Consider the following 25,802-nt stretch of genomic DNA (forward strand, 5'->3'; position numbering starts at 1 on the left):
TAAAAGTTCACTGTGCTCGGTCTTGCCAAGATTGCGTTAAACTTTAGCCAATCCTGTTTCAATCCCTTGACAAAAGGGCGTTCATCGCTTATTTTGTGTTAAAACAAAAACTATGAGCGAAGTTAAAGCATATGGTGCTGCTGACCCTAAAGCAGACCTGAAACAAATCAACATCGAGCGTCGTGAGGTAACTCCACGTGATGTAAAAATTAAAATTACCTATTGCGGCGTGTGTCACAGTGATATTCACACCGTACGCAACGACTGGGGCGGTTCTAAATACCCAGTAGTTCCGGGACATGAGATCATTGGGAAAGTACTTGAAGTGGGCAGCGAAGTTTCTGATTTTAAAGTTGGAGATACCGTTGGCGTAGGTTGTATGGTAGATTCATGTAGAGAATGCGAACCATGTAAACATGACCTGGAGCAATTTTGTGAGCAGGGAATGGTAGGCACCTACAATGGAAAAGACAAACATTTAGGCGGACATACCTACGGAGGATATTCTGAAGAGATCATTGTAGATAAATATTATGTGTTAAGCGTTCCTGAAAATTTGGATGAGAATGCCGTGGCGCCACTTTTATGTGCGGGAATTACAACATTCTCTCCTTTAAACCACTGGAAGGTAGGTAAAGGAGATAAAGTGGGTGTCATTGGTTTAGGTGGTCTTGGCCATATGGGAATAAAATTTGCTCACGCGATGGGAGCACACGTGGTAATGATCACCACAAGCCCAGGCAAAGCCGAGGATGCTAAGCGTCTGGGAGCAGACGAAGTTTTGATCTCTAAAGATGAAGAGGCGATGAAAAAGCACGCCAATTCGTTCGACTTCTTGCTGAATACTGTTCCGGTAGGTCACGATATTAATCCGTATTTAAGTTTGTTGAAAATAGACGCTACAATGTGTATGGTAGGCGCAGTAGAGCCACTGGAACCTGTTCATGGGGGCAGTCTTATTATGGGGCGAAAAAATGTTGCCGGTTCGTTAATTGGTGGTATAAAAGAGACTCAGGAAATGCTTGATTTTTGTGGAGAGCACAATATTGTAAGCGATATCGAGATGATCGATATCAACACCATTAATGATGCCTATGATCGCGTCGTAAACGGAGATGTAAAATACCGTTTTGTAATTGATATGGAATCCTTACGAAACTAAGTAAGCTCTTGAAATTACTATTATAAAAAAAATCCGTTAGAGAATTCTAACGGATTTTTCTATTTTATAAACTACTGATTTTAGGAAGCGATACCGGCGTTTTTAAAGAGTTGCTGAAGATCTTCAGCAATAGGAAAAGGCTTTAGAGGCGGAACATTAGCACCACCTGGATTGCCCACCGGAACTTTACCTACAAAAGACTTAACTCCTCCAAAAACCAATCTTGGAATCTGCCCAAAAACTTCCTTTGCACTTTTTATTTTTAAACCAAATTGAAGCATTTTCCAATGCACATAACTATGCGCAAAAGGATACCGCTGACCAATAATATGAGCGCGTTCCAGATGTTGCCACGCGATTTGTAAATGCCCTTTGCTATAAGCTTCAGTATAGTGTTGCAGTTCCTGATCGTAATAAGGCTTTAAAGATTGAGGTAAACGCGTATAAAACTTCATATGGTGTAATTTTCGGTTTCAGTCTTCTAAAGATAACCTAAAATCTGTTACTTTTTAGATTTCACATTAAAACCGGGAGCCTCATAATCTTTAGGTAAATAATCTGCAGGAATCGTGCTCTGGTTTCCATCACGGGCAGCGCGGTAATGTGGAGAAAGAATCTCGATTCCGTTCTCATTACAAACATCCTGAATATTCTGATGTAAGTTTGAATAGATCGTCGCTTGCTTATTGGCTTCCCGAATATAGGCGTTGATCTGATAAGCCACATAAAAATCCTCGAGACTGGTTTGTAGCACAAAGGGTTGAGGATCTTTTAAAACTAACTCGGTGCGCAAGGCTGCATCAATTAAGGTTTGGTGCATATCTTTCCACGGAACATCATAACCAATGGTTACGGTCGTATGAATGATCAATCCTTTTTCGGGAGCGTCACTGCTGTAGTTTATCGTATGACTGCTCATTACTGTAGAATTGGGTATGGAAATGATCTCGTTCTTGGGTGTGCGTACACGGGTAACCAAAGAAGATTTTTCGATCACATCGCCTACGATATCACCAATTTTTACACGGTCGCCAATTTTGAATAAACGCATGTAGGTAAGTACCAAACCAGCAATGACGTTTGACAACGAACCAGCAGAACCAAAGGTGAACAAGAATCCTAAAAACACCGAAATTCCTTGAAATACCGGCGAATTACTTCCCGGTAAGTAAGGGAAGATCACCACAAAGGCAAAAGCAATTACCAATACACGCACCAGTTGATAAGTAGGATTAGCCCAATCTGGATAAAAACCATTAAAACTGAGTCGGCCTTCAGCGATTTCCACTTTAAGGAAGTGAAGGAATTTCAGTAATAACCTAAATACAACAATGATGACCACAATGGCAAAAATGTTGGGTAAATAGTTCCAAACAGCTAAAAAGATTCCTTTGATCGGATTGATGATGTATCCAAAAAGTTCGTGAGCAAAAGATTCTGTCTGCGGGAAAAAGCCGAAAATGACTGGTAATGCCACATAAATGGCCACAAGCACGGTAGTCCATTTTACAATTCTGTTAAGCAGTAATAAAACGTGTACTTGACGCTCGGTATCCAGTACCGTGTAATTTTTAATGGTTAAAGTTTTTAACCGCTTGTTCTTTTGTCGCTGAATTTTTAAGGCTGTCCATCGGAATAAGCGGAGAACATATTTCACAATAAGTCCGATGACGATCAATACCAAAACCGCCAGACCAATACTTTTTAAAAGATTGGTCAAACTGTGTTCTTCTTTGTAGGCAACCACTGCATCGCTTATAAGTGTTTTATAACCTGTGGCGAGTTCAAGGGGCGTGGTTTCAAACCACAAGGCATCAATATCGGTAACGCTCACGATATTCTGGTTGCCATAAACAACATCTACAGTAGCCTCGCTTACCGCAACTTTTAAAGAATCGGCATAGAACTCAATATTATCAGGAAGCCGTTGAATTCTAGCAGTAATCGCATTGGCACGTTCTTGAGGAGAAAAACTCCCTAAGCGATTGTAGATCAAAAACAGCGTATCTTCTTCAAAACCGGTTACAGGAAACCCTCTTGTAGTACGCTTAAGGTTGGCGATTTGTTCTTTTTTCTGTGCTAAAAGTGCATTCTCGTTTTCTTCAAACTGCTTGAGTTGTGCTTCCAGTTCGCTACGTTCCCTGTTATTTGTGGTACTCACTGCGTTTAAACGAGCTTCAAGATCTGCACGTCGTATAGAATCTGCAAAGCGCTGTTTTTCTAATTCGGCTAATTTCCGAGCCAAATCCGTTCCGGTAGTTGAAGCTACGGAGTCAGTAATTATAGTTGTGCTGTCGGTTTGCGCGTAAACAACTACCGAAAGCATTAGGGTAAAAACAAAAAATAGACGTTGCACTAAAATCATGTCAATGACGCTTAAATAAGGCAGGAAATGTAGTCAATTTACAAGAATACAATTCTGGTTTAAGCAAAATTTTATCTAAGCATTGTGAAAATGAATTAGTCTTTATGAGCTCCGTCAAGTACTGCCTGAATTCCTCTCAATGCCACTAAGGCAAACAGAGGTCTATGATTTAATTCAGTATTCAGTTCGCCTACGGCTTTCTCCAGTAAGAAAGTTTCTAAAAGCACTTGGTAATCTCGTTCCGTATCCGGGATAAGATCAGAACCTTTTAAGGTCGAAATATAGCCGTCGAGATAAAAACGCGAAACATAATAATACCAGGCTTCGGCCCAAGCTTCTAAATGGGTTTCGCGGTAATCCTCGGCATAATTCTGTTGCATTAAAGGACTATACGCTGCATAATGAAAGGAACGGATCATCGCCGCTACATCACGCAATCCCGAGCGTAAAATGCGGCGTTCACTAAAGGGACGTGAAGGTTCTCCTTCAAAATTAATGATCACAAAGTCTTTACCCGTCCAGAGCAATTGCCCCAGTTGGAAATCACCATGTGTACGTATTTTTACCGTATTGATCTTGTGTTTAAACACCCGCTTAAAGCAGTCTAAAACTTCATTTTTACGCTTGAGTACGGCTTCAGCTTCAGCCTGAATGGTTACAGGCAAGCTGGGTATAGAACGTCTCAAATTCTCAAAAGCTTCTCGAGTAACGCTTTGCAAGGAAGAATATAAAGAACGCTGGTAATGTAGAGAGAATGCTTCGTGCTCAAAGCCTTTCAATTCTTCATGGCTTGCCAGCGCTTGATGCATTTGTGCGCTACGTCGCCCTAACAGACTTATGCGCTCTGGGAATAAGCTTTCTACCAAATCACTTTCGGGCTCTTTTAGGTCTTCAAATAATAAGGGTCTAGTGCGTAAGCCTTTGTCATAATCAGGCTCTAATTCCTGAGCTTGCGTTTCAATACGTTCCATATAGCGATGGGCCGCATCTTTAGCATTTACCCAACCTGTGCCAACATTGGTCACAAGGTCCTGCATCATACCTAGAACGGCCTCGTTGCGTTTCTGTGTATAGTACACCAATTTCCCCATATAATCCGGTGTGTTGGCAAATTTGACTGTCTCTGTCAGGTATTGTGAAAGCTCAGCATCAGGGTTTACTGTGCTATCCAAGCGACGATACAGCTTTAAGAAATAACGATGGTCATAAATGATGGAGGTATTGCTTTGTTTGGATTCTATAATACGCGAACTCACTTCTTCAATATCCGAATCGGGCGTGATGTTTCCACGTTCAAACGCCAGTTTTTCTTTACCAAATTTTAGCGTAGCCCCGGCTTGTAAACTGTAAAATAATTGCGCACGGAAGGGTTCGACATACACCGAGTCTACCAGAATACCTGAGCTTTCTTTAAAATGTACTTCGGCTAAAATACCTTTTTGAGGTACCGCTTCCGTAAGGCTTTCGTATGAATTTGCGATATAACTCACCGGCAGCTGATACATTTCAGGAAGTCCCTCGTTAAAATGTACTTCAACGATCAGGTTTTTGACTAAAAGATCGTCTTTGGAAAGATCCAACATATTGGTGATTTCCATCGACTGAATGATGCGGCTGGTGTCACCAAACCAGTATTTACTTTTAAAATAGGCCGGCAAAATTTTGCGTTCCAGCAACTTGATGTTTTTGGCATCAAAAAGCCGTTCCCAGTCAATAGTTTTCACTTGAGGAAGTGGTCCGTCTTGCGATTCACTCTCGCGTTGCGTCAGGGAGAACCAGTAATAACCGTGTGGAGCAAGTGTAAACAGGTACGGTCTGTTAGTTATTCTAGGAAATTTATTGTGACTGAAAACTTCGACAGGAATATAGTCGATATAGTCATCCAATTCCAGTTCTACAGCTTGAGAGAAACGCGATAAATTGGCAAGTACCAAAATGGTCTCGTCTTCATAGCTACGTGTAAAAGCCAGAATTTTTGCATTAGAAGGCGATAAAAACTGAATGTCGCCGCGACCAAAAGCTTTAAAGCTTTTACGCATATGCATCACCCGTTTCATCCACCACAATAAAGAGGACGGGTTCATTTGCTGTGCTTCAACATTTACCGATTCTGATCGGTACTGCGGATCAATGATCGTAGGTAAATATAGCTTTTGCGGATTGGCCATCGAGAAACCGGCGTTTCGGTCTGCTGTCCACTGCATCGGCGTACGCACGCCATCTCGGTCTCCCAGATAAAAATTATCACCCATCCCGATCTCATCACCATAATACAATACCGGAGTTCCCGGTAGCGAGAACAGCAAGACATTCATCAGCTCGATCTTGTTACGGTTGTTGTCGAGTAGGGGAGCCAGACGACGTCTGATCCCCACATTGATCTTTGCCTTAGGATCTTTAGAATAAACCTTATACATATAATCCCGTTCCTCATCGGTCACCATTTCTAGAGTGAGTTCGTCATGATTTCTTAGGAAAATCGCCCACTGGCAAGATTCCGGAATGTCTGGCGTTTGGTCAATGATATCCATAATAGGATAGCGGTCTTCCATTTTTACTGCCATAAACATACGCGGCATAATGGGGAAGTGATAATTCATATGACATTCATCGCCATCACCAAAATACGCTGCAGAATCTTCAGGCCACATATTGGCCTCTGCTAACAAAAGTTTATTATCGTGGTTTGCATCAATATGTGCTCTTAACTTTTTGAGAAACACATGCGTTTCCGGAAGGTTTTCACAATTAGTGCCATCGCGCTCAAAAAGATACGGGACAGCATCCAGTCTAAAGCCATCAACTCCCAGATCACACCAATAATCCATAATATTGAATACTTCTTGCTGTACATCGGGATTGTCAAAATTCAGATCGGGCTGATGTGAGAAGAAACGGTGCCAGTAATAGGCTTCGGCCTCTGCGTCCCAAGTCCAGTTGGAGGGTTCGGTATCGGTAAAAATGATACGTGCATCTTTATATTTTTCCACATTATCGGTCCATACATAATAATCTCTGTATTTTGAATCCGCAGGTGCTTTACGTGCACGTTGAAACCATTCATGTTGATCTGAAGTATGGTTGATGACCAATTCGGTAATGACTTTTAGACCGCGTTTATGGGCCTCTTCAATAAAGCGCTTAAAATCTTCAACCTCCCCGTATGACGGATTGATGCTGTAGTAATCTGCGATGTCATAACCATCATCGCGTAGAGGAGACGGGTAAAAGGGCAATAACCAAATTGCGGTAACTCCTAAATCTTCGAGGTAATCTAATTTTTGCAACAGACCTTCAAAATCACCTATACCATCGCTATTGCTGTCAAAAAAGGCTTTAATGTGAAGTTCATAAATGATCGCGTCTTTATACCAATTTTTCTCATCATCGATAAAGGGAGTGATTGCCATGAAATGTCGTTTATTTTGGTTTGTATGTGGTTAATGGAGTTTCGCAAATAGGCGAAAATGTTAAAGTTAACGAAGTCAATCTAATTCTCTCGTTAAATAATAATTAAAGCCTAAAAATTAGCATAAAGACAAACGAACTTCGGCTTAAATTTGAACTATTCAAACCTTGATTTTGGGTGTTTAGATTTTTGTGATGGCATGAAATCCCCTTTAAGTATTGAATAACAAAAGTTTATATAATTTTTTCAAAAACCGGTTGCTTAAGATTATCGTACATTTTGCAGTAGGAATTGTATCTTGCTGCCGTATTTAAATTTCATTATGCTAGACGCTTACTTTAGAGCCCTTGAAGAATTCAGTCCGTTAGATGCCAACGCTAAGAAACAGTTGGAGGAGTATATCGTGGTAACCAAAGTTGCGAAGAACGATTTTATCCTTGAACAAGGCGCGGTTTGCAATTATATCTATTTTTTAGATCAGGGTTTTGCCCGACAATTCTATTACAAAAATGGAAAGGAGATCACCGAATGGTTTGCGGCAGAGAAGGAGTTTTGTTTTTCGATAGAGAGTTATTTTCACCATACACCAAGCAAATTAACGATTCAAGCGCTAGAAGATTCGGTGGTCATCGGGTTGCATAAAGACGCTTTAATGGAATTGAGTAAAGAACATAGCCAAATAAGCCAATTGGCTTTAAATATGCTTTCTACTTCACTGGTATATTCTCAACAGCGAATGGAAACCATTTTATTTGAAAGTGCCAAAGATCGCTACAGGCATTTGCTTGAAACTAAACCAAAGATCATTCAAAAAGTACCGCTCGCCCATATCGCATCCTTTTTAGGAATTACGCAAGAAACCCTAAGTCGAATACGTGCAAAACTGTAAATTTTTCTTAAAAATGGACTTAGAATGATTATTTGATAAATGTCAAACATATTCTGTATCAAACACTTGATATTTGTATCACAATTATGAGTTAAGATAATTGAGTGTTTGTTGAAACTCTTTCACCCCTTTGAGTTTAATATTGATAAAAATAATTAGGTGTCCCCTAAGACCTAATTGTTTATTGTGGAAAGCAGTTCTAAAATAGAGCTGCTTTTTCCATTTAAAGTGGAAAGCGATACACAAGCTCCAGTTTAAATAAAGCCCCTTTTTGAAGTGGGATATTCAATTGATTGCGATCATCTCCCAAAAAGAATAAACTTAGCCCTAAAGCTACTTTATCACTTTATTCAAAAACCTTGTAGCTTCTTGTTATAGCATAGCCGGCTTTGGCTTTTAAAAAGAGATGTTTAGCCACAGTATAGCGTACATACGCAAAAAATTCAGTGGTATTCTTAGCAAAATATGCTGCAGTAGATCCAAAATAAGGGTTTTCTTTAAACGCATATAAATAAGTAAATTATCTCTGGTATGTCTGGAAGAATTAAAACCTATAGCAAGACCCATAAAAAAAGCGACCCATAAGGTCGCTTTTCAATACTATAAATGGAGATTTTAGCTAGCTATTTGCTCTATTTCCTCTTCCACTTTTGCTTGTTCCTTAGCAAGTTTATTTTTTAAGGTTGCAACATTGTCAGATACGGTATCTTCTACTTCAGTATAGGTATCTTTTAATTTAGTACCCAATTCATTGACTTTGTTTTTTAGGCGCTCTTTTTCTTCTGGGGTTGCATTATTATATCTCCACCATGCAAAAAGTCCTCCTGCTAATCCTAAGAGTGCTGCTGCGATTCCTGCATTTTGATTTCTAGTTGTCATAATTCTTTCTTTTTTAGTTTATACCTCTAAGGTACGCAAAGCCTGTTCCACTGTCAATTAACCTAACTACTTTAATATAAGTTTAATACTAAGTATTAAGATTAAGTGAAAGGGAATCCCTCCATCTAAATTTCATGAATTTAACCCTGCGATTAGGGGAAAAACCCTGACTCCACGAGCTTTTATTCTCTCTACCTTGGCAGCATTAAAACATCTACTATGAAACGTGTAATAGTCACCTTGATATTCGTATTTATTTTAGCCTTTGCGACTTTAAGTGCGCAAACAACAATGTATCTTAAACTTCCTGATATTGACGGGGAATCGCAACAACAAGATCACGAAGATGAGATCATTGTAAGCGGTGTTTCTTGGGAAGTTAGTATCCCAGATGCTGCACTTTCAGGGAGAATGCGCGCACGCACTTCCTTCTCTGGAATTACAATAAGCAAAGAAACCGACCTTGCAACCAATGCGATGCTGGATTGTATTGCTAAAAATAAGAAGCTTGGAAACGTTGAATTGACCTTTGCGTCAAGCGCTTCAGACGGTATCAATGAATATCTCATTTATAACCTGAATAATGTACGCATCACTTCGTATAAAATGGAAGCTTCTGAAGCTGCTCAAAAACCTAAGGAAGTATGGACTTTAAACTTTGAAAACATCTCCAGTGTGTATAAGAAATTTGACGACCGGGGTCGATTAGATGAGGAATCAGAATTTGAATATTCTGTTTTGAGAGGAAATTAAGTATTAGCCATAATACATTGAGTTGAAAGCTCGGCAGCATCTATTGTTGCCGGGCTTTTGCATTTAGCATTCATTTTGATAAGTTTCATCTTTAAAACCGACTGAATACCTACACGTAAAATCCAGACGTATGCATTTCAACCTGAATAACCTTTTTACCGATCAACTTCCGGCAGATCCTAATTTCGAAAACTCGAGAAGGCAGGTGATGCAGGGTTATTATTCCTTTGTTACTCCTAAAGAAACAGCAAAACCAGAATTAATACATATTTCTGATGAAATGCTTGAAGCCTTAGGAATTTCAAAAGAGGAAGCACATACTGAAGAATTTCTCAACGTGTTTACCGGAAATGCCGTTTGGCCTGAGACGCATCCTTATGCGATGCTGTATGGCGGACATCAGTTTGGGCATTGGGCCGGTCAGTTGGGAGATGGGCGTGCGATCAATCTCTTTGAGATCGATCATAACGACAAGCATTGGGCGGTGCAACTGAAAGGAGCAGGGGAGACCCCGTATTCCCGATCTGCTGATGGTCTGGCCGTTTTGCGCTCGAGCATTCGGGAATATTTGATGAGTGAAGCGATGCATCATTTGGGTATCCCGACTACACGTGCATTGTCTCTGGCTTTGACAGGAGATTCGGTTTTACGGGATGTGATGTATGACGGGAATCCCGCATATGAAAAAGGAGCAGTGGTGTGTCGTGTGGCGCCGTCGTTTCTTCGGTTTGGAAATTATCAGATTTTTACCGCACGCAATGACGTCGCAGGGTTACAAAAGCTCGTTGATTTTACAATTAAAAATTACTTTCCAGAGTTAGGCGCTCCTTCTAAAGAAACCTATTTGAAGTTCTTTGCTGAAGTTTCAGCGCGCACGCTCGAGATGATCATACACTGGCAGCGCGTGGGCTTTGTGCACGGTGTGATGAATACCGATAATATGTCGATTCTCGGCCTAACGATCGATTACGGACCTTATGGTTGGTTAGAAGGTTTTGATTGGGGCTGGACACCCAATACAACCGATAGGCAGCACAAGCGGTATCGCTACGGAAACCAACCAAACATTGGCTTATGGAATTTGTATCAATTAGCCAATGCGCTTTTCCCTCTCGTAGAGGATGCCGAAGGTTTTGAAGAAATTTTAGATCGGTATAAAGAAGATTATGCTCAGAAATCTTTTCAAATGATGGCTGATAAACTGGGGCTGGAAGCACCACAGGAAACCGATTTAAAGCTCATTGCAGATTTGGAAGACTGCCTCTTGGCAACAGAAACCGATATGACGATTTTCTTTAGGAAATTGGCAGCATTTAAAAAGGATGCTTCCGTTGATGGATGGAACTTGATTGAAGATGCTTTATATGATCTAGAAAATACTTCGGAAGCTGTTAAAACCCAATGGAAACAATGGTTTGAGGCTTATGCAGCGCGTTTGCAGCAAGATCAACAAAATGATGAGGCACGTAACAAGAGAATGAACGCGACCAACCCTAAATATGTGTTGCGTAACTATATGGCGCAGCTGGCGATCGATGCCGCTGAAAAGGGAGATTTTAGCTTGATCGACGAATTATATCAAGTATTAAAAAAACCATACGATAACCAACCGGAGTACGAAAAATGGTTTGCCAAGCGCCCGGAATGGGCACGGGATAAAGTAGGTTGCTCTATGCTTTCTTGTAGTTCGTGATCTTATGATTCAACTTTTAAATAAAATCCTTCCTGGATATTCCTATGGAATCTATCACGGCAAAAAATACGGTATTACGCGCAGCGATTTCAACAACGGAAAAAGTACAAAGATCTATGCGGAAGAACTCGCGGGTACCGATTTTGTGAGTCTCAATGTATACGTTACCAATACCGAAATCTTGCTAAAACCCTGTGAAATGCCAGAGGAAAAAGTACTTGATTTTCTCCAAAATGTCAGCATTATAAATGATGAATAAACGCTTTCATAAAATAGCCCTTGGCGGCGGTTGCCATTGGTGCACCGAAGCAGTCTTTCAAGCCTTGAACGGAGTTGAAAAAGTAGAGCAAGGCTATGTGGCTTCAGCAGTACCTTATGATGCGTTTTCAGAAGCAGTCATCGTTCATTTTGAACCTGAAATAATTCCGTTAGAGATGCTGATCGAGATTCATTTGCACACGCATAAAAGCACTTCAAATCATAGTTTTCGATCCAAATATCGTTCTGCAATCTACTTTTATTCCGAAGCACAAAAACGGGATGCCCAACGCATACGAGCACAGTTGCAAGAACACTTTGAGCAACCTCTAATTACTCAGGTTTTAGCTTTTAAACATTTTCAAGCTTCGAGGGAAAGTCTGCACGATTATTACAAAAGCGATCCGGAGAAGCCCTTTTGTAAAACCTATATTGTTCCAAAACTACAACTGCTGATGCAGCAATATGGTAAGCATCTTAAATAGGGCAGTTGCCGTATTGATAGTACACAATGTCTAATCTTACCTTGAGATCGTAAAAACTACGATCTATGAGAATACTTATACTAGTACTCGTCTTTAGCTCCTCGCTATGGGCACAGGGACCTTATGACATCACCAGGAATCAAAGTTATACCCAATTTACAGCCTTAAAAAAAGCAGGCAATCATAAGGAAGCTTTTAATGTTGGTTTTAAGTTGATCGATAGGTATTACACGAATACCGACCTCTATTTTGATGTGGGAATTAGTAGAGCAGCTTTGCCTCAAGAATCGCTTATTGGAGTAGAACTCATTCAGACGGCCTATGATATGGAACCGATTTATGATCGTCTGGCACAGTCGGCTATTGCGTATGCATTTTTTGCAAAAGATCTACTTCGTGCAAAACAGTTGTTTTGGGAATACAGTTATTTCCCACATCCACCGGAAGATTTCAAAAGATCTGTGACCTATTTGGAAGGTGCACTTGACTATTATAAAAAATCGTTCACTGCTTCCCAAGCGCAGCAGGCTCAAACTATGTTCGATGTTTATAAAACTGAGGCTTCTCAGAATATGTTGGTTTTTTGGGAAAAGTTTAATCCTATATACAGCGCTTCTTCAAAAGATATTATACAAAAAGGGCCAGAACATTATTTGAAGGTATTAGAACCGGTAAAACAGGAAATGAATGCCGGTAACTTTCCCGTAAGCTATTACAATGTAGCCTTAGAAACCCTTGCCATTCTTACATTTTGGAATAATTGGCAACAAGCTCATGTTTTAATTCCGGAGCTTAAACAACAATTTTTGAATCCACAAACTGCTCCGATGATGAAATTTAAACTCTATGATATCCTTTCAAAGATCAATGAGGTTAACAGAAATTATGAGGAGAATATTACACTTGCGGTCATCATGCGCAATGAGTTGCCCCAATTTACCTATTCCAATTCGACCTTAATGCTTGCATTAAACAATCAGCTGTTTTCTTTAGTCCAATTAGAGCGTTATAAAGAGGCGTTTACGCTGGCAAAAAGTGGCCAAAATTTTATAGACAAGGTGACAAATCCTGATGTAAAAATGAATGCCTACTACAATGTATCTCGCGCATTAGCCTATGGTGGAGACAGAGAGAAAGGACTTCAATATGCTGAAGCTGGTGTCAATTATATGAAACAAAACGGCTATACAGAACATCCTCAGTTTGGTAAAACACTGCCTAGCAATCTTCAGACATTGAAATTTTATATGGATAAATCATCAGCAATTGAAACCAATATAAATTCAACAGACATTATTGAGCTATATAATTATGGTTTGCAGTTGGGAATGAAGAAAGAATATGCTGAAGCAGTTCCTTTTTATGAAAAAGCTTTTAAACTTCAAAAGCCAAAGGTGGTCTCAGCAAAGGGAACACAACGTACAGCACAGCTTGATCTTTTTACTAAAATAGGCGGAAACTTGATCGCTTGCCTTTTTGAAAGTAATCAGAAGGAAAAAATCTTTGCTGTTATGGAGGAGTTAAAAGCAAACGGACTCCTCGCTACACAAAATCAAATGCCTCCATTAAGTCTTAGCGAAATACAGAGCGTTTTAGAGGCTGACGAAGCCTTGATCTATTATGTAGATGTGATGCGCGGTAATATCAATGAAGGCGTTTATATGGCTGCGGTGATTACGAAGAACGACATTAAGTATAGGTACATCAGTACCAATGGAGCATTAATGCGGGTTTATGTAGAGCGTAATGCAGAAATTGGAGCTATCGAGGAGGTTATGGCACGACGCGAACTTCGTCAACCGGAATATACCGTATACCGAAATCAGGATGAAGCAGGGTTCAATCAATACAAGAAGGGGGAGTTTGTTCTTCTGGCAGAACTCTATCGCAATTTCTTAAATCCTAACGAAGGCGGAGAAGTACGTGAAGAATATACTGATGCGGCCTATCGAGATTACATTGCCAATTCCTTTTATACCGATTTGTTCAGCCGAATAGAACCTTGGTTTAAAGACAAGAAGCGTATTTATATTGCGGCAGACGCAGTACTTCATTTTCTGCCTTTTGAAAGTTTTAAAAACGCTGAAGGGCGCTATCTCGTTGAAGATTATGAAATTGGCTATATTCCTGCCGGGAGTACGCTTGTCGCATTGCGCAAGCGGCCTAAAACCAATTATGAGAAGAATGTGCTAGCCTTTGGCGATGCCAAATATCAAAAGCGTGCAAATTCCGGGCGTCAACTAAAATCAGCGGCAGACATAAAACGTCTGGAACTCGATGTAGAAGCATCTTTACAGAAAAACGAACCTTTAGATTATGCGTTTGCAACCTTTTCTAGCGAAGCGATGAATTATCTGGAAGGAGCAAAAGCCGAAGTGCTTGCCATAAATGAATTGGTGCCAAAAACCGATTTGCGTCTGGATACTCAAATGACCGAAAACGAATTTAAAAAAATGAGTAGGGAAGGAGCATTACACCACTACCGAAGCATTCATTTATCAAGTCACGCAGTGACACATCCGTTTGTTTTTAACTTGAGTGGGATCGCATTTTCGGTGTATTCTTATCCAAAAGATGGTGAGGATGGAATGCTCACGGTAAAAGAAATGGCTCAACTAGATATCAAAACCGATTTTATGTTTCTTAGTGCTTGTCAAACCGGTTTAGGAAAGTTAGTTCCGGGAGATGGAGTTCAAGGACTCAATCAGGCTATGTTAATGGCCGGAGCAAATTCAACCTTAACCACACTTTGGTCTGTAAATGATTATGGTACCAGTATTTACACAAAAAGTCTGTATTACAAGATCTTTCAAGAAAATAAAGACTACCTCACCGCCAGCACCGAAGTTAAACGCGAATTCATTAACGGAGTCTATAATAAATATGCAGATCTGTCGAGTCCGCAATATTGGGCACCCTTTATCTACACCGGTAAGTAAACTACCTCAAGGAAGGCCCAAGAGGCATTGATTGAAAATGAATATCGAGGCAAGCCTCGGAGTATTAAACCCTTTGGCGGCGCCAATAAGGCAATTGCCGTATTGAACAGTGAGGACAGAGTTTCTAGTTTTAAAACGTAAAAACTAAAGAATCTCAACCTCGTTTACCGAGTAAAAAATCTCAATTATGAAAACATTTATTCTAAGCAGTTTATTTTTTCTATGTACAGTAAGCTTTGCACAAGAAGCTCCTTGCACCAAAGGCGATTGTCAAAATGGCTATGGCTTTTATTACAACAAAGCAACCGGCGATGTGTATCACGGTTTCTATCAAAATGGGTTGTATAACGGAGTGGGCTACACCCAGAATAAAGCCAGTGATTATTATTATTCCAACTTTAAAGAGGGTAAACCGGACGGATTTACGGTGTATGATGAGGGAGAAGGACGAACCTCAGGCCTGTTTGATAAAGGAATTAAAATAGGAGATCACATCAGAGAGGTGCGCTCCCCACAAGGATTTTCAAGAGAATTGATCAGCTACGATAAGGGGCAGGTGTTTAGTCGTAAAACCTTTACACCACAGGATATTGCAGATGCTACGTGTATTTCTGGAGATTGCATAGACGATTACGGGATCTATTTTCAGAATAACACCATTATTTCAGGTAAGTTCGAAGGCGGAAGATTTACCTATGGTGAAATGATGCACATCGATACCAAAACTTCAGACTTTTTTATGCCACCGGTAGAGACCGAACAACAAACGCCATATTTCAAATTCAGTATCACAATGACCGACAATGGCGCAAACGAAGCGGCTTATATTTCGGTAGGTCCAAAAGCAAACGGGCAATACATTCTCGTAAATATGAAACAGAATAATTTTGTTGGAGCCTTGTTTAAAGACAATCAATTGGTGGAAAGGTATTAGTTGGTAAAAACTCAAGAATGCCGATTGGAAGGTTGAATGCTATTAAAATGTTCAACCTTTTTTTTGTGTTCAAACCTATGCTTCCTAACAAAACATTAACGACAACCTTAAGAAAACCTTGGTAGTACAAAACCTTAGTTCTTGTTAACTTTAATGAAAACCAACTAAAGTTAACTATGAGTTACACCGTAAAGATCAATGAAATTCACTTTATCAACCACGATGTTTTGTACATCGAGACCCAAAAACCCGAAGGCTATAGCTTTAAACCGGGTCAGGCTACAGAAGTAGCGATCAATAAAGGTAAATGGAAAGAGGAGAAGCGGCCTTTTACGTTTACCAACCTTCCTGAAGAAGAAGTTTTGCAATTCACCATTAAAACCTATCCCGAGCATAACGGGGTGACTGAAAAATTGGGAACGCTCCAAAATGGTGACGAGTTGATCATTGGAGATTCCTGGGGCGCGATTTCTTATAAAGGAACCGGAGTTTTTATTGCCGGGGGAGCCGGGATCACACCCTTTCTTGCAATCTTCAAACACTTAGAGCAAGAGGGGAAAGTAAACGGGAATAAATTGTTGTTTGCCAATAAAAAGGAAGAAGATATCATCTATGCACCTGAACTCGAAGCACTTTTAGAAGAGAATTTTATCAATATTCTTTCTGATGAAAAAGACACGAACTATGCTACAGGGTACATAGATAAAGCTTTTTTAAATAAACACATCAACACCACAACGCTTAAGAAATTCTACGTTTGCGGTCCGCCACCTATGATGGAATCTGTGATCAATGATTTAAAAAAAATGGGGATTACCGAAGAACGCATCATTCAAGAAGCTATGGAGTAATTTTACCTATATAAATTGCCACTGGGCAAGCCTTAGCCTACTAAAGGCTTTGGCACGCCAATAACCAAAAAAAATACAATTTGATGAAAGCGATTGGATTTAAACAATCATTACCTATTACAAAAGAAGACAGCTTTATAGCCTTTGAAACAGAGGTTCCAAAGCCTGAAGGGCGTGATCTGCTCGTAAAAGTTCAAGCCAATTCGGTGAATCCTGTGGATTATAAAATACGTCAGAATGCTGTAAAAGATCAGGTTTTAGATACGCCTAAGATCATTGGTTGGGATGCGGTAGGCATCGTAGAAGCAGTAGGAGCGGAGGTCGCTCTTTTCAACGTGGGAGATGCGGTATTCTATGCAGGTGATTTAACGCGAAGCGGAAGCAACGCCGAATATCAATTGGTTGACGAACGTATCGTGGGAAGAAAGCCTAAGAATCTGAGCATCGCAGAAGCCGCAGCGATTCCTTTGACGGGATTGACGGCCTATGAAACCCTATTTGACCGCTTTAAATACAATCCGGCTACAGACAAAGGTAAAAGTTTACTCATTTTGGCCGGTGCCGGAGGTGTAGGTTCTATAGCAATTCAATTAGCAAAAAAACTAACCGACCTTACCGTGATCGCGACAGCATCACGTGAAGAAACACAAGACTGGTGTAAACAAATGGGTGCCGATTATGTGGTTGATCATTACGAACTCAAAGACCAACTCGCAGCAGAAGGGTTTGAGCAGGTAGATTTTATTTTTGACTGTGTAGATCTTAAAAGCTACTGGGAAACTGCTGCCGAACTGATCAAACCCCAAGGGCATATCGTAAGCATTACAGGAAGCAGCGAACCCCTAAATTTGAATCTGCTCAAGAATAAGAGCGTTACCTTCTCTTGGGAATTGATGTACACCCGATCGATGCATCAAACTGAAGATATGCAACGACAACACGATATTTTAAATCATCTTGCGCAGCTCTTAGAAGATGGAACTTTACAGACCACGCTGACTACCACCTTTGAAGGCTTTAGCGTTGAGAACCTTAAAGAAGCACACAAGCTTCAGGAAAGCGGAAAAAGCATCGGCAAGAATGTGATCGTTTTCTAGATTACGTTAGAATGAATTATAAAAAAGCGCAGGAGACTCTCTTGCGCTTTTTCTATTTTGTGATGTGAAGTTACTCTGCTTCAGTCAAAGAATCTTCCAGCGCTAAAGCTTCATCTTCTGCATTATCGGCAGGAACCGATTCTTTTAAACGCATAAATTCCTCCAGACGTTCTGAGTTTTCTTCCTCCCCGGTAAAATACGGGAACACATCAACGATAGGAGACTCGGCAATAGACGGGATATTAAAATCGCCCATCGTGTCCTTCATCGCATGCATCGTATTCTCATAAGCCTCTTTGACATCATTGGCCTGAACAAGTAGATATTCATTGGTTTTGCGCTCTTTTCCACTTTCTTCATCAAAAGCGATCAAAGAAATTTTAGCTTTAAACCAACGGTCTGCATTTTCAAAAGGATGGATCTCTGCATAATTGGCCACTTTAATGTTGGTGATCAAGATGCCTTCGCCATCACTCAGGTATAATTGCATTTCTTCGGTAATGCGCTTTTCTGCTTCGGTATAAGAAACCGCATCTACCAGAAACGGTTCTGTTTTTAATTTTTTAGTTCCTGAAACTTCATCGAGTTTAGGATATTTCACTTTGCATTCGTACCAGATTACACTCATAAATCAAATTTTTGGACGCCAAAAATAATTGTTTAGCAAGGTCAGACCCTTCTAAAATCCAGATAGATATTCACAATCTGAATGGCTTACGCATACCGCACTAATCCCGAGAAGGTTACAGGTTTTATCGCATGTTGTAGTTTTTGATCCAAGAAAATTGAGGTTTCAAAAAGCTCACGACACCCACAATCTATTGATCAGGTTATGGAGCAAGCCACATCGTAAATACTAACTTTGCACAAATTCCTATAAGACGCTAAAAATGCTGGAAAAAAGAACGCAAGTACCCCAAAACTATGATCAGGATCCTGAAAAGTTCATCTATTGTTTAGAAGGGGTTGCAGATGTCGAGATCGACCAATTTACCGAAGTTCAAAAAAGTCTGGAAGAGTTGGCGCTTCAGTTTGGTGTGGCCAGTATTTATCAAACCTGCGATACGATTGAAGGTCTGGAGGAGAGCTTAAACACGCTGATTATGGACGATCATTATTTTAAGGAATATGAAATAATTTATCTCGTTATGACCGGCGAGGCCAACAGTATTTCTCTAAACGGATATAACTACGATCTTCAGGAGATCGCAGAACTTTTTGAAGGAAAATTGAGAGGTAAAATCGTTCACTTTTCTAATGCCAAAGTCTTGGATCTAGACGAGGAAAAAGCCCAATATTTCTTAGATATTACCAATGCAAAAGCAGTTTCGGGTTATGGCCACGCTTTTAACGGATTAAGCAGTGCCAACCTCGACAAAGTCTACTTCAACTTGTTTAACGAAGACGACGACCTCGTGAATGTCGTAGAGCTTCTGCACGAAAAACACTATAAAGCCTGTAAATACTTAGACTTTAGAATGTATTATTAGTAGAAAAGCATCGGCCTGTTTTTGTCATGCTGAACTCGTTTCAGCATCGCAACCAAGCTTTTCAAAAGGCTTATACAGCATCATTAATAATAGATGATTGAGTAATAGTTACTCCTTATGATGTTCATTCATTTTCTTTGCTTGAAATAATTCTACTAAAATCATTACATAGCACAACAGATGCATTCCTCTCCCTGCGGTCGTCGGATGCAGAAAAGAAAAGACCCTTTTTAATCTGTATTTCTTATTGTTTGAAGAGGTCAGATTGAATATGCTCATAGTAAGCAGAATTAAAATAATCATTAAATTAAAGCACATTTCTTAGGTATTTTTCGCCTTAGGGCGAAAACCGCAAGAAGACTCCTAAATTTTCTCCAAGGCTTCAAAAATTTTTAACGAAGCCTTCTCACTATACTGAAGAAAAAGAACAGGAAACTCTTCGGGTATGAATATTTAATACAGAAAACCGTAAACTGAAAACTAAAGACTGCTATTGCCAACTGTTACTGCTTACTGAATTAAAACCGGCCTACTTTTTACATCTGTAGCAAAACAAGTAAAACCTGCAGCGGTGGGTGCGGAGGATAGCCTAGCGCAGCCGTTTGCTATCCGCAGGATAAAGGATTTGCATAGTTTTCAAAGATGTAAAAATAAGCCTTGATTTTCCTGCCTGCCGGCAGGCAGGTTGGTTCTTTGGCATCAAGTCAAAAGAACAGAATACAAATAGAAGTTCAAGTTTAATTAAACTTTAGCAATGGCCTACCTTTTAGAACTGTAGTAAAACAAGCAACGCGCACTGCCAACTGTGACTGCCAACTGCTACTGCTAAAGCCAACTACAAACTAATCACTTCGTATTTCCTATTTTGTATCTCAATCCCTGTCATTTCTATTTATTCTCTTATCTAACATCTCAATTCTGGAATCTAAAGTCTCTTAGAACGTCAGCAGCGGCCTGTCAGAAGATTCTTGTTAAATTTGCAGTGAGCGTAGCGTAGCAGGCGGTTCTGTTTGAGGCCTGCGGCCGAGTTAAGCGCATGCAGCGAAGTGAACATGAAATTTAGAGAAGCTTCTGTAAGCCTAGACTTTTTTGTTTCTTTTTTGGGCGATGCAAAAAAGAAAAGGAATACAAATAGAAGTTCTAGTTTATTCAAAATCAGTACCTGCCTATCTTTTGATCTGAAATAAAACAAGTAACGCGCAAAGCCAACTGTGACTGCCAACTGCTACTGGCAACTGTGACTGGCGACTGCAAACTAATACCTTCGTATTTCAACTTTCGTATTTAAATTAGTCTCCCGTCTAAAAGCTATCTTTACCTAAAACAACACTAATAATGGATCATAAACACTATATGCAAGAAGCCGTAACTGCGGCGCTTAAAGGAATGCAAAACAATGAGGGCGGACCTTTTGGATGTGTGATCGTCAAAGACGGAAAGATCATAGGCAAAGGAAACAACAAAGTTACGTCGACCAATGATCCCACGGCGCACGCCGAAGTCACGGCCATACGCGATGCGTGTAAAAACTTAGGTTCGTTTCAATTAGAAGGTTGTATATTATACACCTCCTGCGAGCCTTGTCCTATGTGTTTAGGAGCGATCTACTGGGCACGGCCGGAAAAAGTATATTACGGAAGCACCAAAACAGATGCAGCCCACATAGGCTTTGACGATGATTTTATTTACGAAGAATTGAAATTACCCTACGCCGACAGAAGCATTCCTTTTGAACAATTGGCTCCCGAAGTTGCGATCACACCGTTTCAGGAATGGGCAACAAAAGAAGATAAAACCGAGTATTAAAATGAAATCAAGACTAAAATCACTTTTAATTGGTGGATGCGTAGGAGGAGGGGTCTACGCCGCAATGATGGCCGCATTTGACTATTATAATGGGCAGCAATTCAGTCTTTGGAAATTTGGATTTAACTTCTTGATTTTTGGTGGTTTTATGACGTTGACAACGTGGTATACCTTAAAGAATGCCGATAAAAAAGAGCATGATGAATAAGATTTTTAAAAACCACTTAATATTGTGTACGGATTGCTCAGAAAATAGAACTTACAGATGACCTTAGAACAATTAAAATCAAATATCAAGTGGTGGGAATCCAAAAGATGGGTTTATAATATTCTTGTGGGCCTCTCGGGAGGCTTGGGTTTATTCAAGATGTTGACTGCCACAACTTATGACTGGTCGTATTGCGATACCTTAGTGATTATCATCTGGGGGATCGGAGCTAATCTATTTTATTCCTTGGGTACTTTATTAGAGCTTTTTGACTGGTATTATTTGAACAATAGGTTACGTCTTCAACGCTTTAGAGAGCTTCTTTTGGTTTTAGGCACTGCCTTCAGCTGCCTATACACTTATGGAAGTGTGCTAATTTATTTTATAGGTTCGGTATTTTAGTTATACATGATTTTTTGCATCCAATAAGGAATGATTTCAATAAAGAGAACCTTCAGAACCATAAAACAACTAAGCTGGACGCAAAGATTTGCTGCGCTTATATGTTTTCTTTTTCTGTTGAGCATCGCTCTAAACCTATTTACTGAAGGCTTTCGATTAAATCCCAGATTTAGGTTGATTTATCAATATGGTCAGCTTATATCGATAGTTTTGTTCTACGGTACTTTTTTGGCTTCGTTGATCAATTCTCTTTTAATGACCGTAGCGGGGGCAAATAGGAAAAAAAGCTTAGTTTGGACACTTATTAGTTCTGTCCCTATCTTATTTATGATAGTGTCCTTTGTAGCTTGGTATTTTGAAGTGTAATTGGTCAAAATTATTTAATAACTTTTCTAGTTCTCAATCATGAAATAGTTTTTTACTTTTTTCGTTACCGCGCGATTGTATCGCGTGTTCCAACAACAATATAAAACCAATACATTATCAGCAATTTACCCCTATTCTAAATCACAAGTTTTCAAAAGCGCTGGCACTCCCATTGCTAGATTCCTAAAAATTAATATAAGTTATTTAAATTCAATGGATTACACTTGACTTTAGCCGAATTTGACTATACCTTAGGGTTTTAAAACTAAAGGTCATGGCAAAACCAACAAGCAACATCGGCGCATTTAAAGGAACGATTGACGGGATTACCTATTACACCCTCAATGGAAAATGGGTATGTAGAAAAGCGGCACCGCCCACCGAAGAACGCATCAATACCGACCCGCGCTACGAGGAGGTTCGTAAAAACAATAAAGAGTTTGGTGGAGCTTCTTCCTACGCCAAGGCCATTCGTATGGGGCTATTGCCATATGTACACCAATTTAAAGATCATAGCTTCAATAGCCGACTCACAAGCCGCTGTTTGGAATTGGTAAAAGCGGGTAGGGGAGTTAAAGGCGAGCGCAGCCTCAATGCCTGTAATGCTCCGGAAACCCTAGTGGGTTTAGAATTGAACAAACACAACAAGTTAAGCGATAGACTGCGTTTTCAACCGAAACTAGATGCGGATGCCATCAGTGTGTTGGTCGATTTTGCCGGCCTAAAAAAAGAGCATCTAGTTGTACCCGAGCACGCTACACATTTTGATTTGTTGTTGATTCGTTACAATCTTATGCCGTTCACTTATGATCAAAAGCGGCAGCAATACACTTCAGAATTAGATCCTGAAGCGCTCGAAATTGTGCGTATGCTCACACCGCCGATAGCCATTGACGACATCCCGCAACCCTTAGAATTTAACCTGCCGTTTTACAGCAGCGATCAATATACCTGGGCGTATCTGGAGGATCCAAATCCTATGTTTTCGATGAAAACATTAGATAAAAAAACAGCACATACTGTATGGTTAGGCATTCGTTTTGGTCAGGAAAGCAATGACATCCTAGAAGCTTTTCCGGCACATAACGCAATGCAGTGCCTTGCGATCTACTAAGTGCTTCATAAAGCGGCTGTGCTATCAGTTACTCTCAAGAAAACCCTGAAATCCATAGAGGTTCACCCGTAGTTTACCCGAGGTTCACTCAAGCTTGATCCGTAGTTCACACGTATCAAAGCCCAGGTAAAGCGCATACAAAGCCAGGCAGAATACGTTGTAAAGTCCATGACACACCCTATAAACTATATTTTTAGTTTATAGGGTGTGTTGAAAATAGGCTATGTATTATATTAAACCTTGTTTATAATAGTTTTCTACTGGGCACGATCGGACAACGCAATTTTATGCAAATGAGCATACTGAACCTTGTTGGGCTATAAAACAGATATTTTCACACGGTAAACCTTTCCAAACAAGAATACATTTTCACAGATCATTGGTATTTGAAACATCTGAAATCCTAAGCTAAACTTTAGATTCAAAGCTTCAGAAAAAGTTCCGTCTAAATAAAAACGCCATCAGTATGGTTTTTATACAGCAACTCATCTTAAATTTTCAGTTTTAATACTGAATTGGTCGATCGCTGAGAATCGCGTATTTGAAAATTACCGGACCTTTGTGCAGAATAAACGATTTATAAGCCATAGCCAAATAGGATATTTCAGCCCTAATTCGCATATTCTATAATAGCACTAATTGAATTATAATTTACATTATGTAAAATAGAATATTTCTTTAGTCTACATAGATTACCAAACCCATTGTTATAAAATTTAACGTCAAGCCCTTCTCGTATCTATGGCTTTATTGTTAGTTCCTTTTGTGTTGAAAAAACGCTAAGGACAATACTATTCTTCTTCTTTAGCATCCGGATCAAAGGCTATTATAGTTCCCTGATAACGTATGGCCGCACGCTGACTGCTATTAACGGCAATGCTTGCCGTTTCGTTCGGAAATAGATTGAGGATCACATTATAAGATTCGGTTTTATCACTAGCGACAAACTTGATTTGGTAAAAACCATTCTTGGTAGTTACTTCATAATTCTTCACTGGCGCCTTAAATTGGATCCCGGCATTGTTTTGATTGTATCCTGCGCCCATAAAGCGTTCGCCAAAGAACGGCAAATCTACATCAATACTGTCGTTATAAATTCTTAAATGATTTGGGTTTCCTATCAAACTGATTCGGTTTCCCGTATTTCCGGGGCCTAGAATATTCGTATTGGCGACTGCCATAAATGCTTGTGTTGCCATGGGTGATGCCCATTGCGATTCAATTTCGTAGCTTCCTTCAGTGATCCATTGGTTCAAGGCTTCGTTGCTGTCCGCTGCTTGTCGGCTTCCGGAACATCCGGTTATCATCAAAGCCAGTATTAAAAATCCCAGATATTTCATAACTTCTATTTTACATAATGAGTGCAATAATCTTACCAGTATCAGTTCACATTGTTTACAAAAGCACGATACTTCAATAAAGCTACAAAAAAGGCTCCACCTATAGCATTACCAATCAAGGCCGTGCTTTGTACCCATAAATACCGTCCCAAGCTTATATCGGTTCCCAAAAGATACGCACCAAAGACTTCGATATTCCCAATAATACTGTGATGCAATCCTACAAAAGCCATCGTGGCTGTGATCAAGAAGATAATAATAATGCGGCTTACGGTATCTTTTGACGAGGTCACTAACCAGGATAGCAATCCCATCATCCATCCTGCTAGAATGGCGCTGACTAAGATAACCGGCAAACTAAAATGAGCCACGTGCTCACCAATGGTAACAACGGTTTCAGCTTCAAAGATGCCCAATTGAGGACCGATCCAAAACAACACCAAACCGATGAGCCATCCTCCTATAAGGTTGCCCAGAATCACCAATCCCCAAATGCGTAACAAGCTCATCAAGCTGTGTTTACGATTGAGTACCGGTAATGTGAGCAAGGAAGTTTGCTCAGTAAATAGAATAGATTGCCCGAGCACCACAAGAATAAATCCGAGCGGATACACCAAGGCGATCAATTTAAACAAAGTGTCTTCGCTAAAAGAATCAGAAAAATGAAAAAATACGCTGCACAACATCATATAACTGAAGCCCAGCTCCAGTCCGGCAGTTAACGAACTTATAAGAACGCTGCTCTTACTAAGCGTATAGATCTTTTTTCCTTCACAGATTTGTTCTTTAAGAATTTCCCCATGACTTTTTGCCTGAGACTCTTCTGAAGTTTCAGACTTTTCCAGTTCCTGGTCAATGTTTTGTTGTTTTTTCTCTTCTTCGCTCATTAGTTGTTCCAAACAGCCACGGCTTCTGCGCGTAGCAATTGTATTAAATTAAACTCTTGGTGTCGTTTTCCGGTATGCGAATTGTAAAAAAGTTGGCTATACACATAGCCGGCTTCTTTAGCATCTGCGGCAGAAGCTCCATAATAAACCGCATCAAGGGCTGCCCAGCGGCTTGCTCCTAAACACATTAAACAAGGCTCGCAACTGGTATATAAGATGCAACCTTTTAAGCTTTTAGATCCAAGCTTTTTACAGGCTTCTTGAATCATAGCCAGTTCTGCATGCTGGGTACAATCGGTATTCTCCCCTACCCGATTGTGTCCTTCGGCGATAATGCTTCCGTCTTTGACGATCACGGCTCCAAATGCTCCTCCGCCTTCAGCTGCTTTCCCGCGTTTCGCCCAGTCGATCGCACGCTTTAAAAAATCTTTGTGTTGTTGTAGTTCCATAAGTTAAAAAAAGGACGAATACCAAA

At 40.1% G+C, this 25,802-nt stretch carries 23 protein-coding genes; 15 read left to right on the top strand and 8 right to left on the bottom strand.

Features of this window, described 5'->3' with window-relative positions:
• The first annotated feature begins 112 nt into the window (after positions 1-112).
• On the top strand, positions 113-1,162 hold the full coding sequence (locus MED217_RS08975) for an NAD(P)-dependent alcohol dehydrogenase (RefSeq protein ID WP_009780191.1): 1,050 nt from the start codon (positions 113-115) through the stop codon (positions 1,160-1,162).
• Between the two features lie 80 nt (positions 1,163-1,242).
• Here the strand turns inward: MED217_RS08975 and MED217_RS08980 are convergent, their stop codons facing one another.
• From MED217_RS08980 to treS, 3 genes are all read right to left on the bottom strand, one after another.
• Entirely contained in the window at positions 1,243-1,617 is a 375-nt protein-coding gene (locus MED217_RS08980) for a DUF3703 domain-containing protein (protein ID WP_009780192.1), read from the bottom strand.
• A gap of 47 nt (positions 1,618-1,664) precedes the next feature.
• Positions 1,665-3,527 carry a mechanosensitive ion channel domain-containing protein gene (locus MED217_RS08985; RefSeq protein WP_009780193.1) on the bottom strand — a complete coding sequence of 621 codons (1,863 nt, stop codon included), beginning with the start codon at positions 3,525-3,527 and terminating at the stop codon, positions 1,665-1,667.
• A gap of 95 nt (positions 3,528-3,622) precedes the next feature.
• Positions 3,623-6,937 (bottom strand): maltose alpha-D-glucosyltransferase, encoded by a 3,315-nt coding sequence (gene treS, locus MED217_RS08990; RefSeq protein WP_009780194.1) that lies wholly within the window; start codon positions 6,935-6,937, stop codon positions 3,623-3,625.
• A gap of 321 nt (positions 6,938-7,258) precedes the next feature.
• On the opposite strand from treS, the gene MED217_RS08995 reads away from it, so the two are divergent.
• Positions 7,259-7,825, top strand: coding sequence for a Crp/Fnr family transcriptional regulator (locus tag MED217_RS08995; RefSeq protein WP_040532693.1), 567 nt, complete (start codon positions 7,259-7,261; stop codon positions 7,823-7,825).
• 615 nt (positions 7,826-8,440) lie between these two features.
• Here MED217_RS08995 and MED217_RS09000 read toward each other — a convergent pair.
• On the bottom strand, positions 8,441-8,704 hold the full coding sequence (locus MED217_RS09000) for a hypothetical protein (protein ID WP_009780196.1): 264 nt from the start codon (positions 8,702-8,704) through the stop codon (positions 8,441-8,443).
• A gap of 219 nt (positions 8,705-8,923) precedes the next feature.
• Here MED217_RS09000 and MED217_RS09005 point away from each other — a divergent pair, with 219 nt between their 5' ends.
• The 8 genes from MED217_RS09005 (at position 8,924) to MED217_RS09040 (ending at position 17,714) form a co-directional block, all read left to right on the top strand.
• The gene (locus tag MED217_RS09005; RefSeq protein ID WP_009780197.1) at positions 8,924-9,457 is read left to right on the top strand and encodes an Hcp family type VI secretion system effector; all 534 of its coding nucleotides are present in this window, start codon (positions 8,924-8,926) and stop codon (positions 9,455-9,457) included.
• A 130-nt stretch (positions 9,458-9,587) separates the two neighbouring features.
• The gene (locus tag MED217_RS09010) at positions 9,588-11,150 is read left to right on the top strand and encodes a protein adenylyltransferase SelO (RefSeq protein WP_009780198.1); all 1,563 of its coding nucleotides are present in this window, start codon (positions 9,588-9,590) and stop codon (positions 11,148-11,150) included.
• 4 nt (positions 11,151-11,154) lie between these two features.
• A complete protein-coding gene (locus MED217_RS09015) occupies positions 11,155-11,409 on the top strand; it encodes a hypothetical protein (RefSeq protein ID WP_009780199.1) in 255 nt (84 codons plus the stop codon).
• On the top strand, positions 11,402-11,893 hold the full coding sequence (locus tag MED217_RS09020) for a peptide-methionine (S)-S-oxide reductase (RefSeq protein ID WP_009780200.1): 492 nt from the start codon (positions 11,402-11,404) through the stop codon (positions 11,891-11,893). The genes MED217_RS09015 and MED217_RS09020 overlap by 8 nt, the downstream gene beginning before the upstream one ends.
• Positions 11,894-11,958: 65 nt before the next feature.
• The gene (locus MED217_RS09025) at positions 11,959-14,832 is read left to right on the top strand and encodes a CHAT domain-containing protein (protein ID WP_009780201.1); all 2,874 of its coding nucleotides are present in this window, start codon (positions 11,959-11,961) and stop codon (positions 14,830-14,832) included.
• Positions 14,833-15,019: 187 nt separating this feature from the next.
• Positions 15,020-15,766, top strand: a complete 747-nt coding sequence (locus MED217_RS09030; protein ID WP_009780202.1) for a hypothetical protein — start codon at positions 15,020-15,022, stop codon at positions 15,764-15,766.
• A 176-nt stretch (positions 15,767-15,942) separates the two neighbouring features.
• Positions 15,943-16,617, top strand: coding sequence for a ferredoxin reductase domain-containing protein (locus MED217_RS09035; protein WP_009780203.1), 675 nt, complete (start codon positions 15,943-15,945; stop codon positions 16,615-16,617).
• An 83-nt stretch (positions 16,618-16,700) separates the two neighbouring features.
• Complete coding sequence (locus tag MED217_RS09040; RefSeq protein WP_009780204.1) at positions 16,701-17,714, top strand: zinc-binding alcohol dehydrogenase family protein; 1,014 nt, start codon at positions 16,701-16,703, stop codon at positions 17,712-17,714.
• A gap of 70 nt (positions 17,715-17,784) precedes the next feature.
• On the opposite strand, the gene MED217_RS09045 is transcribed toward MED217_RS09040, so the two are convergent.
• Positions 17,785-18,342, bottom strand: coding sequence for a DUF4494 domain-containing protein (locus MED217_RS09045; RefSeq protein ID WP_009780205.1), 558 nt, complete (start codon positions 18,340-18,342; stop codon positions 17,785-17,787).
• A 262-nt stretch (positions 18,343-18,604) separates the two neighbouring features.
• Between MED217_RS09045 and MED217_RS09050 the strand changes: the two genes are divergently transcribed.
• The 5 genes from MED217_RS09050 (at position 18,605) to MED217_RS09070 (ending at position 23,100) form a co-directional block, all read left to right on the top strand.
• On the top strand, positions 18,605-19,204 hold the full coding sequence (locus MED217_RS09050) for a DUF6642 family protein (RefSeq protein WP_009780206.1): 600 nt from the start codon (positions 18,605-18,607) through the stop codon (positions 19,202-19,204).
• Positions 19,205-20,539: 1,335 nt separating this feature from the next.
• A complete protein-coding gene (locus MED217_RS09055; RefSeq protein ID WP_009780207.1) occupies positions 20,540-21,010 on the top strand; it encodes a nucleoside deaminase in 471 nt (156 codons plus the stop codon).
• A 1-nt stretch (position 21,011) separates the two neighbouring features.
• The gene (locus tag MED217_RS09060) at positions 21,012-21,218 is read left to right on the top strand and encodes a hypothetical protein (protein WP_009780208.1); all 207 of its coding nucleotides are present in this window, start codon (positions 21,012-21,014) and stop codon (positions 21,216-21,218) included.
• A 57-nt stretch (positions 21,219-21,275) separates the two neighbouring features.
• Complete coding sequence (locus MED217_RS09065) at positions 21,276-21,620, top strand: hypothetical protein (RefSeq protein ID WP_009780209.1); 345 nt, start codon at positions 21,276-21,278, stop codon at positions 21,618-21,620.
• Between the two features lie 640 nt (positions 21,621-22,260).
• Positions 22,261-23,100, top strand: a complete 840-nt coding sequence (locus MED217_RS09070) for a hypothetical protein (RefSeq protein WP_009780211.1) — start codon at positions 22,261-22,263, stop codon at positions 23,098-23,100.
• 791 nt (positions 23,101-23,891) lie between these two features.
• On the opposite strand, the gene MED217_RS09075 is transcribed toward MED217_RS09070, so the two are convergent.
• The 3 genes from MED217_RS09075 to MED217_RS09085 are packed head-to-tail and all read right to left on the bottom strand — an operon-like array spanning position 23,892 to position 25,776.
• Entirely contained in the window at positions 23,892-24,440 is a 549-nt protein-coding gene (locus tag MED217_RS09075; protein ID WP_009780212.1) for a DUF4251 domain-containing protein, read from the bottom strand.
• 41 nt (positions 24,441-24,481) lie between these two features.
• Positions 24,482-25,327, bottom strand: a complete 846-nt coding sequence (locus MED217_RS09080; protein ID WP_009780213.1) for a formate/nitrite transporter family protein — start codon at positions 25,325-25,327, stop codon at positions 24,482-24,484.
• Positions 25,327-25,776, bottom strand: a complete 450-nt coding sequence (locus MED217_RS09085; RefSeq protein WP_009780214.1) for a nucleoside deaminase — start codon at positions 25,774-25,776, stop codon at positions 25,327-25,329. Before MED217_RS09085 ends, MED217_RS09080 begins: the two co-directional genes overlap by 1 nt.
• Between the last annotated feature and the right edge of the window lie 26 nt (positions 25,777-25,802).

Origin of the sequence: Leeuwenhoekiella blandensis MED217 (genome assembly GCF_000152985.1) — a bacterium.
GTDB lineage: Bacteria > Bacteroidota > Bacteroidia > Flavobacteriales > Flavobacteriaceae > Leeuwenhoekiella > Leeuwenhoekiella blandensis.

What these genes read in the sequence shown, in the direction of transcription:
- MED217_RS09050 (WP_009780206.1), top strand. Translation starts at nt 18,605, where the DNA reads ATGCTGGAAAAAAGAACGCAAGTACCCCAAAACTATGATCAGGATCCT.
- MED217_RS09000 (WP_009780196.1), bottom strand. Translation starts at nt 8,704, where the DNA reads ATGACAACTAGAAATCAAAATGCAGGAATCGCAGCAGCACTCTTAGGA.
- MED217_RS08975 (WP_009780191.1), top strand. Translation starts at nt 113, where the DNA reads ATGAGCGAAGTTAAAGCATATGGTGCTGCTGACCCTAAAGCAGACCTG.
- MED217_RS09020 (WP_009780200.1), top strand. Translation starts at nt 11,402, where the DNA reads ATGAATAAACGCTTTCATAAAATAGCCCTTGGCGGCGGTTGCCATTGG.
- MED217_RS08985 (WP_009780193.1), bottom strand. Translation starts at nt 3,527, where the DNA reads ATGATTTTAGTGCAACGTCTATTTTTTGTTTTTACCCTAATGCTTTCG.
- MED217_RS08995 (WP_040532693.1), top strand. Translation starts at nt 7,259, where the DNA reads ATGCTAGACGCTTACTTTAGAGCCCTTGAAGAATTCAGTCCGTTAGAT.
- MED217_RS09045 (WP_009780205.1), bottom strand. Translation starts at nt 18,342, where the DNA reads ATGAGTGTAATCTGGTACGAATGCAAAGTGAAATATCCTAAACTCGAT.
- MED217_RS09025 (WP_009780201.1), top strand. Translation starts at nt 11,959, where the DNA reads ATGAGAATACTTATACTAGTACTCGTCTTTAGCTCCTCGCTATGGGCA.
- treS (WP_009780194.1), bottom strand. Translation starts at nt 6,937, where the DNA reads ATGGCAATCACTCCCTTTATCGATGATGAGAAAAATTGGTATAAAGAC.
- MED217_RS08980 (WP_009780192.1), bottom strand. Translation starts at nt 1,617, where the DNA reads ATGAAGTTTTATACGCGTTTACCTCAATCTTTAAAGCCTTATTACGAT.
- MED217_RS09040 (WP_009780204.1), top strand. Translation starts at nt 16,701, where the DNA reads ATGAAAGCGATTGGATTTAAACAATCATTACCTATTACAAAAGAAGAC.
- MED217_RS09035 (WP_009780203.1), top strand. Translation starts at nt 15,943, where the DNA reads ATGAGTTACACCGTAAAGATCAATGAAATTCACTTTATCAACCACGAT.
- MED217_RS09070 (WP_009780211.1), top strand. Translation starts at nt 22,261, where the DNA reads ATGGCAAAACCAACAAGCAACATCGGCGCATTTAAAGGAACGATTGAC.
- MED217_RS09060 (WP_009780208.1), top strand. Translation starts at nt 21,012, where the DNA reads ATGAAATCAAGACTAAAATCACTTTTAATTGGTGGATGCGTAGGAGGA.
- MED217_RS09055 (WP_009780207.1), top strand. Translation starts at nt 20,540, where the DNA reads ATGGATCATAAACACTATATGCAAGAAGCCGTAACTGCGGCGCTTAAA.
- MED217_RS09075 (WP_009780212.1), bottom strand. Translation starts at nt 24,440, where the DNA reads ATGAAATATCTGGGATTTTTAATACTGGCTTTGATGATAACCGGATGT.
- MED217_RS09085 (WP_009780214.1), bottom strand. Translation starts at nt 25,776, where the DNA reads ATGGAACTACAACAACACAAAGATTTTTTAAAGCGTGCGATCGACTGG.
- MED217_RS09080 (WP_009780213.1), bottom strand. Translation starts at nt 25,327, where the DNA reads ATGAGCGAAGAAGAGAAAAAACAACAAAACATTGACCAGGAACTGGAA.
- MED217_RS09065 (WP_009780209.1), top strand. Translation starts at nt 21,276, where the DNA reads ATGACCTTAGAACAATTAAAATCAAATATCAAGTGGTGGGAATCCAAA.
- MED217_RS09010 (WP_009780198.1), top strand. Translation starts at nt 9,588, where the DNA reads ATGCATTTCAACCTGAATAACCTTTTTACCGATCAACTTCCGGCAGAT.
- MED217_RS09015 (WP_009780199.1), top strand. Translation starts at nt 11,155, where the DNA reads ATGATTCAACTTTTAAATAAAATCCTTCCTGGATATTCCTATGGAATC.
- MED217_RS09030 (WP_009780202.1), top strand. Translation starts at nt 15,020, where the DNA reads ATGAAAACATTTATTCTAAGCAGTTTATTTTTTCTATGTACAGTAAGC.
- MED217_RS09005 (WP_009780197.1), top strand. Translation starts at nt 8,924, where the DNA reads ATGAAACGTGTAATAGTCACCTTGATATTCGTATTTATTTTAGCCTTT.